Below are 18,228 nucleotides of genomic sequence, written 5' to 3' on the forward strand. Positions count from 1 at the left end.
CGCAGGTAATGGATTTACCTGCCAGTGTGTTCACAAACCGTTCTGTCTTGATGCTAATAGGTATTCCGTTGGGACTGATACGATTGCTCCTGTGGAACAGGCTTCTGCATGGCGTCGGCCTTACGGGGCACATCCACATAATCTCCTTCCACACGGTTTAAGACCGTCAATATTGGTTGGTTGGTTACGCGCACATACATGCTCAACAGTTGTTTCTCTGCCCTTGCCCAAGGGCTATTAGCATCAATTATTAATAGAGATAAAGCGCTGCTTTTGAGCAGATAAACCGGAATCTGATGATTAATCAGAGCGGGGAGTTCAAGAATAATTCGGTCAAACTGGGTGCCATCGAATCCCTGGTTATAATCAACCAGGTAATCCACACCCGTAACATTCATAAAATCGGGACGGATGGTATACGGGAAGTATGTTACACCCTGGCGATACTCGCGTTGCTCTTTACCCGTTACTCGCGGATAACAGTAAGCCACCTTCTGGTCAGCGGTTTCGTACAACTGAATCAATCCATTAGACACCCAGCTTTTGCCCTGTTTCGAGCGGATACTAAAGACCGTAATAACGGGTGGGTAAGGCTTACTAAGATTCTGCGTCACTTCAATATTAATGGCATTGAAGAGCTGCTCGAACATGCTGCGGGCCGCAAGAGTTGCTTTCGTAAAAACCAGCGGTTTTCTAACCGTTGGAAAAAGTGCTGCAACAGGCATTCCAATCATGGCTTCAGCTTGTTCCGGCGACTGGATTCGCTTGTCTAGCCAGAACCTCAATGCGGTAAGTAACAAGGCAATGAAAATACCAACCCCCATACCAATCGCGATAAGTTGCCAACGTTTGGAAGGTTGGGGTACTAATGGGAAATCAGGTGCATCCAGAATTTCCAGCGTTCCCCCGATCGCAACATCCTGACGACGTGTTCGCGATTGATCCACATTCTGAATGAGATCCAGGTATTCTTTTTCGGCAACGGATAGCGCACGATTTAACTGGCGCAGTTGCGAACCCAGTGGTCCGTACTCGTTTGTTTTAGCGGCATAGTCATCCATCCGCTTCTGATAAAGCTCCAATCGGGCCGACGATTCTTCGTATTCGAGCGATTTGGTCAACCGATCGTTAGCCATTGTTTGGGCTGGAACGGCCTCATTCGAATTGGCGGCCGCATCATACTTTTGCGCGCTCACTTTCAAATCATCCGATGCCTGTTTAACACTTGCCTGCAATTGGGCAATTACCGTTTGCGGCTGTCCATAGGCGCGGGCATTGGCTAACTTATTCTCAGCTTCCGTAAGTTTCTTCTGTTTTTCGGTCAGGTCATTATTAGCGGAACGAATACTTCCCTGCTGGCCCATACGCCCATTAAGCGCATCTAAAGCCGCTTTAGCCGCATTTTTCCGCATTAATTCCTGATTGTACTCACTATTCAGGGCTTCGCGGGAAGCCGCCACGGTTCTGGCCTCTTCATCATAATCCAGCACCTGATGTTTCTCACTAAAGGCGCGCAGATCCGCTTCTGCCTGAGCCAGTTTAGCTTTTGCCTTCTCTAGTTTTGCTTCGTAATAGCCAATAACGGAGTTGGTTTCCGATGTTTTGAGGGTTGCATATCGTTTGTTCAGAAATTCGATGGCATAATGCAGTGTACGCTGCGCTACGGCCGGATCATCTGACTCATACTCCATAAGTAATACGTCATTCGTATTCTTACGGGCCGATCCTTTGATTGTTTCACCCAGATGCTGAATCGAATAATACGAATCTGATTTTAGCAGCAAGGATTTTATGGGATTGTCGGTCGGCGTTTTTGCTAAGCTATCAATCGTTCTATGCAACAGGGCAGAGTCGGCAGCAATATAAAACAGGTTCTCCCAGCCGGGTGTAATGGCGTTATGTAATTTCTGAAAACCAGCACTAGCTAATACTAACGAATCAGGTTGGCGCAGTCGAAGGTGATCCGTCAGCAAACCAATGCCTATCTGAAGCAGTGTTTCCCGCGAATTAAGGGTCGTTAGAATATTATCAAAGGCACTGGCTGATCGGTCCTGAAACGCACTATTACGATCTGATAGCAGCGAATAGCGAGACACCAGCCCGGTATAAAGTGTGGCCTGCGATTTATAGACCTTAGCCTCATGCCGGGTAACATAGAAAGCTGTTCCGGCTGTTACAACCGGAATAATGATGAACCAGAGTATATGCTGTTTCAGTAAGCGCAAAAAAACCTCGATTGTCATACAATTCGTTTAGTTACGTTTCAACCGTTGAATAGGCATACCCATTAGTGCTTCGAAATAATGAACATTCTTTAGGAAATTCCCTTTCGCCTGTTCTGATGCAGTCTTCGCCTGAACGTAGCGACTGGTAACCGAAGCCATTAAATCGGCTGTAATCTGGCCTTTCTGAATTTCGACCTCCGCCACCCGCAGGGCAGTTAACGAGGCTTGTTCATCAATTAACAATATCTTCAGAAGTTGCTGGGTCGTAATCATGTCCTGATAAATACCGATCAATTCACGCTTCAATTGCAACTCAACAGTTTCTTTCTGGTGAACAGCAGCTTTATAATTTGCACTAGCTTGCCGAACCTGATGTTTTCGCCCAAACAATTCATAGAGCGGTAACCGTACATCAATACCTACCCGGTAACCGTTTGCGATCTGCCCAAGGGTGCTCTCCGGCACTATCCCTCCGCCTGGTACAGCTGCTCCTCCCGACGAGATAAGTATTTGATTACCAGTAGAATAGTTCCCAAACCCAGCCACATTTTGTAGAATCTGTACTTTAGCTATCTCATGCGCTTCATTGAGTGAGTTAGCAACTTCATTCTGGTATTTTACGACGGGTGAATGGGCGATTGCCACCTTCATTAACTCCTCGAATGGAAGTAATTGAATAGCAATGTCCTGATTAATATCGAGGTATAAGGTATCATCAGCAAGGCCCGACGATGCACCGAATGAGACCAAACCCCGGACTCCCCGGCTTTGCCCGGAACAAACCGTTGTTGTAAGCGCCCCTAGTAGCAAGAAGAGACTAATGCGGGAAATCAGTATCGTATGTAAGCGGAATAAACGGAATCTCATTCTAAAAAAATTTACACAAGCCTCTTCGCACAGGTATCTCTCTGACAAGTTTTCTATTTCTAGAATAGGGAAACTTATTATTTTACAAGTCAACTAAAACTCTACATCAAGTTAAAATCAAGTCACACCCATTCGGTCAACTTGTGTTCGCTAACTTTTGACTATTTTATTTCTACTTTGTCACACAACAAGCCTATTTCACTCAGCCTGAGTACTACTTAAGGTACCTGTGTATCGGGCGATCCCGTATGGGGGGTATGCATAAATCGCTTAAAGGCTTTCCGCATATTTAGTAACGCTTTGACAAAACTTAGTAACAATACCGGGATAAGCAGCAACTCTTTTACACTTACCCGTTTCCATAAATAAGTAGGCACAGAAAGGACGAGGCTAACCATCTGCAGAAGCAACAGGATGAGTGGAAGCTGCCATAAAACCGGTTTGCCAGTCAGCAAACCAATAAATAGACCAGCTATCAGTAAACCCAGTAAAAGAATTTTTGGTAAAATTATTGCCTGGATAACCTTAAATCCACTGGCAAATCGACCAGCCAGGAGTTCCCGTACACCACTCCAGAAGTAAAATTTCAGAAACTGCCACTGCGCTGCAATCCAGCGGGTTCGCTGATTTTCGAAGACGGCACGTTGCGCTACTTTCTCATCGTAAATATAAGCCTGCTCCAGATACCCAATTTTGAAGCCGCTCAGTACAATATTGGTTTCCAACTCTTTATCATAACCACCCATTGTGTGTTGTGTGGTCATGGCAGCTTTCATAAGCGCGGGTTCGAATGCCATTCCCGACCCAATGGTTGCGGAAGACAGGCCGAGCACACGGCTTGCTTTTCTAAAAATATGATTGTTAATCTCTTCACTGATTGCATCCAGAACAGCCACGCTTGTATTTATATTTTTAGCAACGCGGTGCCCCTGAATGGCCCGCCACCCCTGCTCGAACGCGTTGTTTATCCGGCTCAGGAAATCCGGCGCCATATGGTTGTCTGCATCCGACACAACTAGTATATCGTATTGCTCGATTGGTAATCGGGCTAGTGCTGAATTGATCGCTTTAGCAACCGTAGATACGTCAAATGAAACCGTAAGTACCTTTATGGGTAAAGCAGCTAATTGGGCTAGTGTGTGAGCCTGAAATGAATCTGCAATGACAATCAGCTCAAATCGGTCTGCGGGGTAAGTTTGTTTTAGGTTTTCGGTAACGGATTCCACAATAACCGCATCTTCCTTATAAGCAGGAATTAGAACCCCTATTTTTCTGAAAACAAGTGGGGCCGCTGGTTGATCCGCATCATCGGCCTTACCGAGTCGACCTGCAATGGCAAAGAAGACCCAGTACAAGACATTTAACGCAATAATTCCTATAAAGAGGAGGTAAACGAAGACTATAAACTGCATAATAAACCAAAATGGATCGACCAGAGAACTATTGGCAGGTTATAAGAAAGTAATGCCTATGGTAGTCGATGGATAGAAAAACGAGATCGCTTCACCGTAAGTTTCGCTTCTTCAGACCAGAACCTTTCGATAAACTACCGCCTAATAAATTTTTGATGGCAGTAGTCGATCTAATCCGTTTAACAGGCCGTATCAGTATAGAAATCTTTCTATTTAAGACCAGCAATTTGTGACCAAGTCACAAAACACGACGCAACCCTAAGCCTAAACTTATCGTATATAAGTATATGCGCTACATCGTTGTTTTCGCTCAGCAGGAAATTGGCTACGCCGTGGGGTTCGATAACTCCGCCGACGCGGTAGATTTTTTATTCTGGGGCTACGAAGAATACGATTTGCTGCCCTACGGCATTTTCGATGCGCTCACCGGCGAAGTATTCCCCTACGAGCATCGGGGAGAGCTGGTGGTAGAAGTAGATGAGGAGACCATCAGTCGCACAGCAAAGGATTATTTGAAGGCAGCTATCCGGCAGACGACGTAGCCTTTCCCCAAAACCGGTTTCCCTCTTCTTCAAACTCAGTTTATCTGTTTCAATCCTTACTTTCGTGGGAAATTCCACTTCATGAAACCGATTGTTCCCCAACAGGAAACTATCCCATTGTTCTCACATCTGAGTCGCCGTTCGTTTTTATACCATGCTGGTGCATGCACAATTGGCGGACTTTTACTGGATTCCTGTGCACCAACAGATGAGGCTCCTGTTGCCAACGCAGGAAACCCCATTGCCTGTTACGGCGATAGTCTTACAGATGGCTTTGGCGGGGCAAAAATTTCTACGCTTCTGGCTTCCGCTTTTCCGGGTCGTATCGTTGAGAATTACGGCATTAGCGGCCAGACAGCTCAGCAGATTGCGGCCAGACAGGGCGGTCAGCCTTTGTTACTTACGCTTGATAGAAATGCCTTTGCAGGAACGGCTGCGGTAAAAATAACGGGTCTTTCGGCCCGGGTTTTATCAACGCCCGATTCCAATAATACGTCTACGCTTACGGGCACGCTAGGTGGAGTAACGTGTACACTAACCCGTATAGCAACAGGCACAGCTCCCAATCAGATAGAAACGTATACAGTCTCGCCGAGTACATCTACAACACAGGCTATCCCCGCTAACACCCAGCTTTATCTTGATAGCGCCGAAAAAACCAAGTCGTATATACAAACTTTATGGCTTGGGCGAAATAATCTACCCAATCTGACAGGTGTAGATTCGCTAATCGATAGTTGTGTATCGTATCTCACCAATCCACGACGGTTTATCGTCATTGGCATTCTAAACGCAGTTGGCGAGAGTGCGGCCATCAATACTACTATTCTGGCGATGAATGCGCTTTTAGCCAAAAACTACCCCGCCAATTTTGTGCCCGCGACACCTCCAACGCTGGCAGAAATGGCAGCCTTAGCTTATACCGCAACTGCCCAGGACCTGAACGATATAGCGGCTGGTGCCATTCAAAGAGGCCTGCGCTACGATGGCCTTCACCTGAATAAAACAGGGTATCAATTAATCACCAACCGGATCGTAGCCCTTATAAATTCCAATAACTGGTAGTGATCTTTATTTACACAAAAATAGGCCGTAGAGCAACTCCCTGATAGTACCTATTTAAATAAATTAGTATATTTAAAATCAAAAAAATACCAGCTGATTATACTACCTATGACGTTTGATTCCTTTGGAAACTTATCTCCTTATAGCCTAATCATTACTGATTGGAAGATAATTGAGTCTCAATTTGTAGAACCTTTCCTTCAATCTATTTCCCGACTGGCCATTTACAAAGCCTTACTAGAGTATCTCACCGAACTAAAAGTTGCATTAGGTGTTCCGCTAGTTATTTGGCTGGATGGTAGTTTTACAACAAATAAGCCAAATCCAAACGACGTTGATTTTGTTATCTTTGTTGATACGTATACGTTTCAGCAACATCAATTAACCATTCAACGATTCAGAGCTAAACGCCTTGAACCGAACTCATTAATTGACGGATACTTTGTTGAGGTTTTCCCAACCAGTCATACAAACTATTTTATAACAGAATCAGATACAATAGAATGGTATCACCGATTCAGTCGTGACCGAAACAAACGAAAGAAAGGAATCTTGTCTTTCACATTTTAAACTCAAACCAATATGGACGGACAAACCGTATCGGGTAAGATGGTGCAAATCGAGCGTTTGCTTGAACTTATTCAGGGCACCAATAAACTGCTTACACTACACAAACGTATTGACAAGCCAAATCAAATGGCGATAGCCGACTACGAAGAACTACGAAAGCAATACATAAACGAATTAACCGATCTGCTTAAAGAATACGATATAAAGGTTTCGTCCGCTTACTCAGAAGCTGCCTAACATAGTAAAGCCGGTCACCTCATTGGTTGACCGGCTTTACTATGTTAGGCAAAATCAGATGACTTACACCAGCAGAATATCTTTTTCTTTGGCGATAAATGTCTCGTCAATTCGGGCAATGAAGGCATCAGTAAGCTTTTGAACGCGCTCTTCACCCATTTTTACGGCATCTTCCGATACGCCATCTTTCACCAGCTTACGAATGTCGTCGTTGGTATCTTTACGGATGTTCCGAACGTTGATTTTGGCCGTTTCAACTTCCTGTTTTACTTTCTTCACCAGATCGCGACGACGCTCTTCGGTTAGCGGTGGAATATTCAACCGAATCTGTTCACCGTCGTTGTTCGGGTTCAGGCCCAGATTTGAATTACGGATAGCCTTTTCTACTTCGCCAATCATCTTTTTCTCAAATGGCTTGATCGAAATAGTACGGGCATCGGGGGTGTTAACCGACGCAACTGTATGCAAAGGCGATAGCATTCCATAGTATTCAACCTGAATGCCATCGAGCATGCCTGCGTTGGCCTTCCCGGCACGAATTTTAGTTAATTCGATGGCTAAGTGCTTAAGCGCTTTTTCCATCGTATCCTTTGCATCGTCGAGAAATAACTCGATTTCTTCCATGAATTGATTTACGATTTAAGAAATACGATATACGATTTGGGCTGACGCACGAACATAAATCGCACATCGTAACTCGTATATCATAAATCCATGTATAAGTTTATGGTAATGTCATTGTAATAAGCGTGCCCTGGTTATCATCACCCTCAATTAGCTTGAGCAGACTACCTTGCTTGTTCATATTAAAAACAATGATAGGCAAATTGTTTTCCTGGCAAAGGGTAAAGGCCGTGAGATCCATTACGCTTAGTTTCTTTTCGTAAACGTCATCGAAGGTTATGCTCGTATATCGCGTAGCTGTTTTATCCTTCATCGGATCGGCTGTGTAAACGCCGTCTACCTTCGTGCCTTTGAGGACAACGTCGGCTTCTACTTCAATTGCTCGCAATGCCGCTGTGGAGTCGGTTGTGAAGTAGGGATTACCAGTACCGGCGGCAAAGATAACCACCCGGCCTTTTTCAAGATGGCGCACCGCCCGCCGACGCACATAGGGTTCGCAAACCTGCTCCATCTTAATAGCCGACATCACGCGGGTATACATCTTATGCTTTTCGAGCGAGCTCTGAATAGCCATCGCGTTGATAACCGTTGCGAGCATACCCATGTAATCGCCCTGTACTCGGTCGATTCCCGAGCGCTCACCCGAGACGCCCCGGAAGATGTTTCCACCGCCAATAACGATGGCTACCTGCACGCCCAAATCAACAACTTGTTTGATTTCCTTGCTATACTGTTCGAGCACTACTGGATCAATATTGTAACCATTTGGCCCAGCCAGAGCCTCCCCGCTCAGCTTGAGCAGGATACGCTTATACTTTGTCTGCGATGTCATGTAGGGAAATTTTGCGGGCAAAGATAGGGAAAAAGGGAGGAAGGAAGAAAGGGCCAAGAGGGAGGAAAGGGATTTTGTCAGACTATATTTGCTTCATAGTCCCTTTCCGCCCTCCTCCCTCTTCTCCTTTAATCAGGCCGATTGCCAAAGTTCTTTCAGCCGATTGAGGTCCCGCTTCATGGCTGCAAACAAGTCATTTTTCGGAATTGACAACTGAGTAGCTCCATGCTCGGCACCGCCCAGTGGGTACTCGTAATGTAGCGATATGGGTACGCGAATGTTAGCTTGTTTAAGTTGTTTGAAGTAGGCGGTAAAGTCGACCATGCCTTCTCCCAGTGGCACATCCTGTACAACCCATTTACCTGCTAATGAGCCGGTTGATTTCTTCTCCCAACGAAAATCTTTTATGGCAATCGTTTTGATGTGGGGTATCAGCAACCGTACACCAGTTGGCCAGGCCATTCCGCCTTCAACGGTGGCGTGCCGAATATCGTATTGTACACCCATATGCTGTTGATCAGCAGTTTTGAGCATTTCCCAAAGCTCCCAGACCGATGCGCCCACCAACAACCCCGCGTGATTTTGATAGCAACCCGTCAGATTCAGGCTTTTGTTTAGCTCACTCAAGGCACGAAGTTGACCTTGAAAATGTTCGATTGAATCCGGGATAGATTGTTTATCGGTATACGAATACCATTTCATCCGATAAGCCTGGAACCCAAGCCGAGCGGCTGTTTTCAGGAGTCGACTATCAGTTCCATTAGTCGCATCGCCAACCGCCGTCGTCATCAGTTTGGGTGCAAGGCCAGCTTTTTTCAATGCATCAACAGCTTTGGGCAGGTCCTCCTCCACGCGATCGGGTACTACATGCCCCTCTGGGCGAACGGTTAGATCAACACCATCGAATCCCATACTAGCGGCTGCATCAGCCATATCGCTATAGTTCAGGAATTGAAGGTGCTTCGAAAAAACATGAATATCTGGCAAGTCAGTGTTCAATGAGTTGACTGACGTAATCAGGGTTCCTGGCAGTAGTGGCAATGCGCCAGCGGCCAGCGTAGCTTGCTTGAGAAAACGACGACGTGAATGCAGGGAGTCCATACTCCTCTAAACACCGGCCTACAGGAATTCTACCAGTACCTGTCCCTTTTCAACCCGGTCGCCCTTACCTACCCGAATCGTTTTAATAGTAGCTTCACCAGGTGCCTTCAACATATTCTCCATCTTCATGGCTTCCAGAATTAGCAAGCTATCCCCTTTATTGACCACATCACCGGGCTGAACGCTGATACCCACAATCAATCCCGGCATGGGCGCTTTCAGTTCATTAATTTTCGTACTTGCCAGCGTACTCATGCCCATTTTTTCGAGCAATAGGTCAAACCGATCTTTTAGCTGAACGTGATAAATATGACCGTTTATCTTCAGACTAACCGTTTTATCAGCCGCATTCAACTCTAGTACTTCAGCTGTGTAGGAACGATTCTGATGAAGAATATGAAATGTTTGCGCAGAGAGTTTTACTAAATCCCAGGCAAATGGGTCGCCATTGAGCGTTTGCCCATCCGCAGAAAAGTCAATTAAAAATGGGGGATTTTTAAGGTCGGTCAGGGTGGCAGTGTACATACGTTTCTCGAAATAAACTTAAATAAACCTACGATTTATTTACCAACCAAATCCCCAGCAAACACACACCCATTCCGGCAAATTGCACCGCATAGATGGTTTCGCCATCTAAAACGCCCCACATGAGCGCTACAATGGGAATCAGATACGTAACGGAAGCCGCAAACAAAGGCGACGACAATTGCATAACCCGGTTAAAAAAGATGGACATTAACCCCGACCCAAATACGCCCAGTGTAACCAACGCTCCCAACGACCAGTTATTTTCAGCATTGATGACACGGCTCAAAAAATCGGTTGGCATGAGCGTAAGCAGGGCAATGGGCCCAGCAAAAGCAAACAGCCAGGCTGTTGATACTAACGCAGGCAGGTGGCTCAGGTAACGCCCAATAAGATTGGTATTTAGGCCATAACAAATGGTGGCTACTACGACCAGCAGGGCGTATTCATTAATCTGAAAAGAACCGGTTGCGCTGAAAAATACCAGTAGTAATGAGCCCGCCAAGCCCAGTAAAATACCAGCAACCTGTCGAAGCTTGAGTGACTGACCGAAAAATACGCCCCCTATAATCAGCGTAAATAACGGGCTGAGCGAATTCAACGCCCCCGCCAGTGAGCTATTAAGATGCGCCCCTGCTTCGGCAAACAGGAAGGCAGGAATCACGAATCCAATTATTCCCGACGCCAGCAGCGCTACCCACCGATGCCGGACAGCCACCCGAACATCAGGCTGACGACTTTGTCTCGCCAGAAATGGTGTAAAAAAGAAGAGTGCAAAGACCAGTCGGCCAGCAGCTACCTGCTCAGGTGGAAAGGAAACCAGACTCCGTTTTATCAGAATAAATGAACTGCCCCAGACTAAGGCCAGTGAGCAAAGCAGCACCCACGCCAGTAACGGGCGTTTTTGAGGAATTACAACCGGTTCTTCTGTCGTCATTTTCCCTGGGCTAATCGAAGCGAGTTTAGAGCAGTTACTTCTCTTTCTTTGGTGTCAGAAAGGTACGAAGTGGTTTGGTAAATACACCCGATAGCGTCGAAACGTATACTGTGTTATGGAAGGCGGCTACAGATGTAATACGATTTCCAAATAAATTCGTATTATCCAGTTCTGTCGGTGTGAGGGTAGTTGCCGTAAGTTGTAGCTGGAAAAGCTGGCTATTGTACATACCAATCAGTAGATTATTGACCTGTTTATAGACCAGTAGTCGATACGTATCTGATACCTGGTTAGCTACCACCGACCAGGTTTTTCCCTGATCCGTTGAGGCAACCAACTGAAGCGAAGTACTATTAGCATAGGTTACACCATATACAGTTCCATTATAGGAAAACTGACGCAGTAACCCATATGGATAGGTTTTTTCGTAGACTCCATTGGGAGAAATCCGAAACGTACCTTTTACAGTTGAAACGATAAAATAATCTCCTGCACTACCCATGCTATATGGGAAACCAGCTCCTTCCAGAGTAATAAGTTGGGTTTTCGTCACGTCCAAGCCTAAATTGGGCCAGGCAGGAACATTAATGGATAAAAGTACCAGGCTTATATTAGCACCATTAATAACTGGTGTAGAGTATGATCTGTCATACCGTTGATAAGGTATGATTAACTGGTTTTGCCCGTTAACAACCATGCTTTCACCTTGATTAACGGCCAACGTAATAAAGCCAGCAAAGTCGGCATCAAGCTGGGACATTCTTACGTAATCGTTACCACGTGCCAGCACTGGACTAGCCGTTGGGATGACATTAACCCGGTCATCATTTAGAAAAGCAATAAAAGATGAACTCAGACAAGGCCGATAATCCGTGCGTCCATTCGGCTGAGCTTGTCCCCCGTAGTGAGTGAATGTTGTATCGTACTTGGATTGTTGCTCACCAGGAGCAATGGACGTTGTTTGGGCACCCGACAGTATAATCAGACTGGTATCGGCGTAACTGTTCAACTGAGTCTTCTCGTCGAAAAGAAAATCATTATCAAGCTGCCAGCTTAACGTTTGGTCAGGTGGTGTTGCGATTTCTTCGACGTCCTTCTTACAAGCTATTGAACAAACTGTAATTAACAGACATAGCCAACTATAACGCTGGAGGTGCATGGAGTGTAAACTTTCTGGAAGTTGTTAGCATTTTGTTTATACCAGTTCCTCATTATACTGTTCGGCTACTTCGTCCAGAACAGCACTCACCCCGCTATACGAATCGGTCGTTACCAGTTGCATTCGGTAGGGTTTAAAATCGGGCAGGCCTTTGAAGTAATTAGCATAGTGTCGGCGCATTTCAAAAAGCCCCACAATTTCACCCTTCCAGCGAATTGAGAAATCGAGATGCTGGCGGCAAACCGCTACCCGATCAGCAATAGTCGGCGGAGTCAAATGGTGGCCCGTTTGAACAAAGTGCTTGATTTCATTGAAAATCCAGGGATGCCCAATACTGGCCCGGCCAATCATTACACCATCGACGCCGTACCGATTTTTATACTCCAGTGCTTTTTCGGGCGTGTCAATATCTCCATTTCCAAATATTGGGATCTGAATGCGTGGGTTTTCTTTGATGCGCCCGATGAGTGTCCAGTCGGCCTCGCCTTTATACATCTGGACGCGTGTGCGACCATGAACGGTCAACGCTTTGATGCCAATATCCTGCAACCGTTCGGCTACTTCGCCCACATTCTTCGTGCTCTCATCCCAACCCAGTCGGGTTTTTACGGTTACAGGCAGGTGAGTCGCTTTCACAACGGCCTCGGTCATGCGAACCATCTTGGGAATATCCTGCAACAAGGCAGCCCCCGCCCCCCGGCAGGCTACATTTTTGACTGGGCAACCATAGTTGATATCGATTAGGTCAGGATTAGCGCGGGTGGCTATTCGTGCGCATTCACCCATCGTTTCCACATCAGAACCAAAGAGCTGGATACCAATTGGGCGCTCGTATTCGAAGATATCCAGTTTTTGAACACTCTTGGCAGCATCCCGAATCAAGCCTTCGGACGATATGAATTCAGTATACATCAGGTCGGCTCCGTTGGCTTTACAAACCGCACGAAATGGGGGATCGCTAACGTCCTCCATAGGTGCCAGCAGCAACGGAAAATCCGGAAGTTGTATATTGCCAATATTGACCATTGTATAATAATGGGTTCTCAAACCCGACTCAGTTTTCTGTTAATTATGTCGGACGGTCACTAAAGCCGTACTTAAAGGATGTACAAATTACGATTTGCCAGTCAGTTTGGTTCCGCTGTTATAGGAGGTAGCCCAATCGAAAATCATTCTTCGTAACTCCTATTGCGTATATTTACCGAAAAAATATGATATCATGTATTTTATAGGATATAAATAATTAATTATCAATAGCTTACAAATAGAGCCATTAAATCCTACTGAAATATAGATGAAATTATCGAAGCGAAAATGCTCCGACATACACCACAGGCCAAGACAGGGTAGCAACGAGCATTAGCGAGCTTAATGCAGCGAATTCAGCAGCCACAGCCAAAGGTGCGTTGGACACCATTCAGGCGGGTATTAGCCTCGGTCCCTGGAATGCGTCTATCAATTCACCAGCTTTGACCGCCGATGCAAGTGCAATTATGAATGGTGGGTATTATAACGTCACTACAGGCGGCTCGCAATCCATAACAGGTACTCCTGTAGCCTTCGCGGTGGGGGATCGGGTAGCCAAGAACGGCAACTTGTGGTACCGAATACCCTACAATGACCTGGCGCTTCAGAAAGTCACACCCTTGTTGGATGTGATCGGCGTAGATAATGATAAACAAGTTCGTATTGAAGATCAGTATGGCTGGCCAGGTTTAATTTTCGATGAAAATGGACTTGCGACCTTCAACCTGCAACTGCTCAATCAGCTATCGGACCTTGCTTTTAAGGCCATTACTGCTACTAGTATAAATGGTATTACAATCACGAATGATTTTCCCGACCGTTTCCTTGTGCAAGACGAATACGGCTGGATTGGATCAGTCCTCTTGTCAGATGGAACGAAGCTGGAGTCCACACCCCTGATTACAACGCTGATTAACCTGGTGGCTACTGCGATCACAACAGGATCGCTTGCCGTAACGGGAAATCTTACTGCTACTAGTATAAATGGTATTACAATCACGAATGATTTTCCCGATCGATTTATCGTGCAAGATGAATACGGCTGGATTGGATCTGTCTTCATGCCTGACGGAACGGTTCTTCAATCGATCGGTAGTAGTGCTACAGGTTCTAGCTCACGGCTGTATGGCCATTTTGCTGATATACTGCACCTAATGACCTATGGGCAAAGCTTAAGCGTCGCATTGGGATTGGTGCAAGCTGCAAACAGCCATATCCCCACGTATCATAAAGGGCCCAATATGTACGCCTTTGATGCTGATGCAACTCGGTACGATAGCCTTGATGCCTCGACCGCTGGAGATCCAGCTATGGACATGGCACGCATGTTCAAGCAGCAACTAGCTACCGATGGGTTTGTCGTAAATGACACAAATCAACTATGTGACCTACTGGCCTCTGCATCTGGACAACCGGGCTTAGCTATCGCTTCATTAGTGAAAGGAACGGCCAGTTATAGCCGTTTTTTAGAGAGCGTAACGAATGGTCTTCGACTCGCTAATGCCCTGAACAAGACCTATAACCTGCCTGGTTTTTTCTGGCTGCAAGCCGAGCAGGATTACTTTTTTGGGCACGTCGCGCTATAGCTACCCAACCAGCCTGCGCCAGTTACGATCAGACCTGAACACGGACGTTAAGGCCATTACGGGACAGAAAAACGACTTGATTGTCCTGTCCTACCAACCCGCTTCGCATAATGTTTGGAGTGTATACCCTGGCATCGCTCTGGAGCTGTTAAATCTGGCCCTGACGGAGAAAAACTTCTATTTAGGGCCTGTGATGTACCCGTATACCTATGTGGATGATATCCACCTGGATGCGACCAGCTACACAAAAGTGGGCGCGTTGGCGGGCTATATCATGAAGCGCATCCTGATTGATGGAGTTGATTTTAAACCTATTTACCTCAAGTCCTGGAGCTATCAGGGAAAGGTTCTGGAGGCTGTCTTCAATGTACCTGTCAAACCCTTGATACTTGATACTGTACTGGTTAGCGATCCGGGCGGGTACGGCTTTTCTATGCTTTCGGGAAGCATTGCCGGGCCTAATGTTGTATCGGGTTCAGTTGTTCGACCAGATACAGTCAGGCTAATCTTTGATGCCCCCATCACGCCAGGTATGGTTTTTCGCTACAGCATTAACGGCACAACCGGCAAATCAGGCCCCACACAAGGCAGTCGGGGGTGCCTGCGGGATTCGCAGGGCAATACCGTCATCTACGACCAAACGGGTATCAACTACGCCATGCATAACTGGTGTCCAATTTTTGAACAAGTACTTTAAACCAAAATAAACGCAATGGAAATTACGCTTAAAGGGGCGACGTTCCCCAAAACGCAGGGAAATACCCGATGGGTTGAGAATTATATTATTGCAGCTGGTATAGCTGATCCCTCTATCATGGCTACTGCCCTGCGAGCTTTCTATACAACCATGCATGGGGCTGGGCTGGATAAAAAATTAGAGGTTCTACGCCTGTTCATCACAGGGAGTGCGGCTGCTGACGCATTGAACCTGCTGAACCCCGTAATGACAGATGCAGCCTATCCGGTTGTTTTTCAGAACGATACGTCAGGGGCACACACAACAACGGGCTATACGCCGAATCAATCGGGGCGGTATGGTATTTCTAGGTATATGTTAAAAGTTGGTACAACTGATTTTCACATGCACGTGTGGAACTCGGGGGCTGACGCAGCGGGTGGCTATTATATGGGGCATACCAATATTACAGCACCAAGTTCAGTCGACTTTAAATTAAGTCGGAGTGGGAATGTCGTGCAAATTGGGGGGAATGGTGCAACGCAGGTAAAAGCCGGATCAACGCCCGCTGGTGGAGTGGGGCTATTATCAGGAACCCGAAATGGAAATACGGTAAAAATGTTCTCCAATGGCAATCAAATTGCAACGGGCACAGACAATACCACCATTACACCTATAGCGAATTCAGCCCCTATTTACGAAGGTACTTATACCGCAATATCTAATACGTTTGCCACCACAGCCAAACTGTTTTGCGTAGCCTACGGAGCCTCAGCCTAGACGCAGACTGATGAAACCGCCCTGTATAACGCGCTGCTGGCCTTCCGTACTACGCTAAGCCTGTAAGACCGAAATAACCCAAATTCTAATGTAAAAACCATTAATCAATTCACTGTAAACCAAGTACAAAACCAATAAAACATTCCTGATTGTCTCGATTTCTCTTCTGTTTGCTTAAGAATATGATTAATTTTTTTATTTCGCACAGTTGAAAATTAATTAGAGTTGAGAAGTTGAATAAAAACCTCATTTGCCAGAATATCTTTTGTAATAAGTTTTGCTCCGTATGGAGTGAAATGATTTTCATCGAACATATAAGGTATTAGTTCTTTTGATAATTTAGGGATATGTTGTAAGTTAAAGATATCAATATAATAATCTTTTATTTTAGACTTCAGAATCTTATTGGTATTGTAAGAATCTTGTGAGATAAACTTTTGGCTTAAATTTGCTTCAAAATGATACTCTTTTGCTGCAATAGTTGAAAAGGAAATGTTATAAACTTCTGATTGACCAATAACAACTGTTTTTATTTTTAATTTATGTAAATAATCGATGGTTTGCTGAAGATCAGAAGCAATATTTTTCGAAAAGTAAGTCATGCTCCACCTGGCACTTAATATAATACCATCAATTTCATTAGCATGTTTTGGCAAATATGTATAATAAATATAGTTAATTAATTCATCACAAGGGCTTGCAGAATTTTTTCGATTAAGTATAGGAAGACATCCACTGGCCGAAGCGTGATTTAGGTGGATATTCAATTTATTTAGGGTGTCCTGCAGGGACTGATAAAGGTGGGCCGAATGACTGTCTCCCAATAATAGAAAATTCTTCTTTCCTTTTTCAGTATAAAGGCATTTCTGTTGATTATAAGCTGCAAGACCTGAGCTATTCAATGAGATATAACAAGTTCCCAAGCTCATAAGCTTGTGTATTTCGTCAATGTGTTTATCCTTGAAATTTGATATTTCCAACGCTTCTTTGGTAAATGCAACTTCATTAATTGTATTGAAACTCAAAAATGAGGTTACTGTCGCTAATGCTATTGTGCTACCCAGAATACCTAAACTATTCTTAAATTTTATTGATTCAATGTATTTGAAGGATAGAAAAGCTAATAAGAATGTTATTAAAATAAGTAATAAGATAGATATAGATGTAATTTCCATACCCATATAGTTCGAAATTACGTAGACAGGCCAGTGCCATAAATATAATGAATAAGATATTTTGCCCGTGAAATGTAAAAGATTTGCCCTAATTGCAGTTATGTCTTGATTAGCTAGTATTATTAAAAACGTGGCCAGTGTAGGTACTAAAGTATATTTTCCGGGCCATCTCATAAATTCTTCTAAGCCAATAAATCCAAGCCCTAAAATAATATAGCAGGCTATTACGGCTAATTTAGGTAGGCGGATCTTTATATATTTTTCGGTGAAGAAAGCAACACCACCCAGAAGCATTTCCCATGATCTTGTGGGAAGTAGATAAAATGAATAGGTAGGATATTTTTTGCTAATTATTGCAGAGGCAATAAAAATTAAAAACGTAGCAATGGTAAAAAGCAAAAGATAGGTTCTCGGGTTTGGCCTGAAAAGTTTATTTACAAAAACTAAAACTAATGGAAGTAGTAAATAAAATTGCCATTCAACAGATAATGACCAGGTATGCAAAAGCATATTGGTGTCTGATGCGGGATCAAAATAACTTTGAAAACTGTATAGAATATTAGAATAAAATAATAGGCTTGCAGTGGAATTCTTAACAATTTGGTGATAGTCAACTGGAAAATAAATAAAAAAGCAGAGAGTAATTAAACATATAATAAGAAAAAGGAGTGCTGGTATGATTCATTGTACACGTTTACTGTAAAATTCAAGGATTGAAAACGAACCCTTATTGATTCCAGTGATTATAATTTTTGTCATTAAATATCCCGAAATGACAAAAAAACATCAACCCCAGAAAATCCACCATTAAGATAGGGGACCTTGAAGTGAAATAGAATAACACCAACTACAGCAATTGCTCGAAGTGCATTAATATCATACCTAAAAT

Annotated in this window: 18 protein-coding genes; 7 read left to right on the forward strand and 11 right to left on the reverse strand. The window is 44.6% G+C overall.

Annotated elements, in window-relative coordinates; genetic code table 11:
• Positions 1–53: 53 nt before the first annotated feature.
• The 3 genes from ACYVGO_RS27540 to ACYVGO_RS27550 all read right to left on the reverse strand — a co-directional run bounded on the left by ACYVGO_RS27540 (position 54) and on the right by ACYVGO_RS27550 (position 4,504).
• Complete coding sequence (locus ACYVGO_RS27540; protein ID WP_460972022.1) at positions 54–2,243, reverse strand: GumC family protein; 2,190 nt, start codon at positions 2,241–2,243, stop codon at positions 54–56.
• Between the two features lie 9 nt (positions 2,244–2,252).
• Positions 2,253–3,092: a TolC family protein gene (locus ACYVGO_RS27545; RefSeq protein ID WP_142772715.1), complete on the reverse strand. Its 840-nt coding sequence runs from the start codon at positions 3,090–3,092 to the stop codon at positions 2,253–2,255.
• A gap of 218 nt (positions 3,093–3,310) precedes the next feature.
• On the reverse strand, positions 3,311–4,504 hold the full coding sequence (locus ACYVGO_RS27550; protein WP_460972023.1) for a glycosyltransferase family 2 protein: 1,194 nt from the start codon (positions 4,502–4,504) through the stop codon (positions 3,311–3,313).
• Positions 4,505–4,791: 287 nt separating this feature from the next.
• Between ACYVGO_RS27550 and ACYVGO_RS27555 the strand changes: the two genes are divergently transcribed.
• From ACYVGO_RS27555 to ACYVGO_RS27570, 4 genes are all read left to right on the forward strand, one after another.
• Complete coding sequence (locus ACYVGO_RS27555) at positions 4,792–5,046, forward strand: hypothetical protein (protein WP_142772713.1); 255 nt, start codon at positions 4,792–4,794, stop codon at positions 5,044–5,046.
• 81 nt (positions 5,047–5,127) lie between these two features.
• A complete protein-coding gene (locus ACYVGO_RS27560; protein ID WP_460972024.1) occupies positions 5,128–6,111 on the forward strand; it encodes a hypothetical protein in 984 nt (327 codons plus the stop codon).
• 108 nt (positions 6,112–6,219) lie between these two features.
• The gene (locus tag ACYVGO_RS27565) at positions 6,220–6,681 is read left to right on the forward strand and encodes a DUF6932 family protein (protein ID WP_460972025.1); all 462 of its coding nucleotides are present in this window, start codon (positions 6,220–6,222) and stop codon (positions 6,679–6,681) included.
• A 12-nt stretch (positions 6,682–6,693) separates the two neighbouring features.
• Entirely contained in the window at positions 6,694–6,918 is a 225-nt protein-coding gene (locus ACYVGO_RS27570) for a hypothetical protein (RefSeq protein ID WP_460972026.1), read from the forward strand.
• Between the two features lie 63 nt (positions 6,919–6,981).
• On the opposite strand, the gene frr is transcribed toward ACYVGO_RS27570, so the two are convergent.
• The 7 genes from frr to dusB form a co-directional block, all read right to left on the reverse strand.
• A complete protein-coding gene (gene frr, locus ACYVGO_RS27575; protein WP_460972027.1) occupies positions 6,982–7,542 on the reverse strand; it encodes a ribosome recycling factor in 561 nt (186 codons plus the stop codon).
• A gap of 100 nt (positions 7,543–7,642) precedes the next feature.
• Positions 7,643–8,374 (reverse strand): UMP kinase, encoded by a 732-nt coding sequence (gene pyrH / locus ACYVGO_RS27580; protein ID WP_142772705.1) that lies wholly within the window; start codon positions 8,372–8,374, stop codon positions 7,643–7,645.
• Positions 8,375–8,506: 132 nt separating this feature from the next.
• A complete protein-coding gene (locus ACYVGO_RS27585) occupies positions 8,507–9,475 on the reverse strand; it encodes a sugar phosphate isomerase/epimerase family protein (RefSeq protein ID WP_142772704.1) in 969 nt (322 codons plus the stop codon).
• 18 nt (positions 9,476–9,493) lie between these two features.
• Positions 9,494–10,000: an acyl-CoA carboxylase biotin carboxyl carrier protein subunit gene (locus ACYVGO_RS27590; RefSeq protein WP_460972028.1), complete on the reverse strand. Its 507-nt coding sequence runs from the start codon at positions 9,998–10,000 to the stop codon at positions 9,494–9,496.
• A 28-nt stretch (positions 10,001–10,028) separates the two neighbouring features.
• Positions 10,029–10,937 carry a DMT family transporter gene (locus tag ACYVGO_RS27595; protein ID WP_460972029.1) on the reverse strand — a complete coding sequence of 303 codons (909 nt, stop codon included), beginning with the start codon at positions 10,935–10,937 and terminating at the stop codon, positions 10,029–10,031.
• Between the two features lie 34 nt (positions 10,938–10,971).
• The gene (locus ACYVGO_RS27600; protein ID WP_460972030.1) at positions 10,972–12,096 is read right to left on the reverse strand and encodes a hypothetical protein; all 1,125 of its coding nucleotides are present in this window, start codon (positions 12,094–12,096) and stop codon (positions 10,972–10,974) included.
• A gap of 36 nt (positions 12,097–12,132) precedes the next feature.
• Positions 12,133–13,122, reverse strand: a complete 990-nt coding sequence (gene dusB / locus ACYVGO_RS27605; RefSeq protein ID WP_460972115.1) for a tRNA dihydrouridine synthase DusB — start codon at positions 13,120–13,122, stop codon at positions 12,133–12,135.
• A gap of 380 nt (positions 13,123–13,502) precedes the next feature.
• Between dusB and ACYVGO_RS27610 the strand changes: the two genes are divergently transcribed.
• The 3 genes from ACYVGO_RS27610 to ACYVGO_RS27620 are packed head-to-tail and all read left to right on the forward strand — an operon-like array spanning position 13,503 to position 16,164.
• Positions 13,503–14,708: a hypothetical protein gene (locus tag ACYVGO_RS27610; RefSeq protein WP_460972031.1), complete on the forward strand. Its 1,206-nt coding sequence runs from the start codon at positions 13,503–13,505 to the stop codon at positions 14,706–14,708.
• Positions 14,689–15,405, forward strand: coding sequence for a hypothetical protein (locus ACYVGO_RS27615; RefSeq protein ID WP_460972032.1), 717 nt, complete (start codon positions 14,689–14,691; stop codon positions 15,403–15,405). The genes ACYVGO_RS27610 and ACYVGO_RS27615 overlap by 20 nt, the downstream gene beginning before the upstream one ends.
• A gap of 15 nt (positions 15,406–15,420) precedes the next feature.
• Positions 15,421–16,164, forward strand: a complete 744-nt coding sequence (locus ACYVGO_RS27620; RefSeq protein ID WP_460972033.1) for a hypothetical protein — start codon at positions 15,421–15,423, stop codon at positions 16,162–16,164.
• Positions 16,165–16,379: 215 nt separating this feature from the next.
• Here the strand turns inward: ACYVGO_RS27620 and ACYVGO_RS27625 are convergent, their stop codons facing one another.
• Positions 16,380–18,020, reverse strand: coding sequence for an acyltransferase family protein (locus ACYVGO_RS27625; RefSeq protein WP_460972117.1), 1,641 nt, complete (start codon positions 18,018–18,020; stop codon positions 16,380–16,382).
• Positions 18,021–18,228: the final 208 nt, after the last annotated feature.

The sequence above is a fragment of the Spirosoma migulaei genome (genome assembly GCF_054776855.1).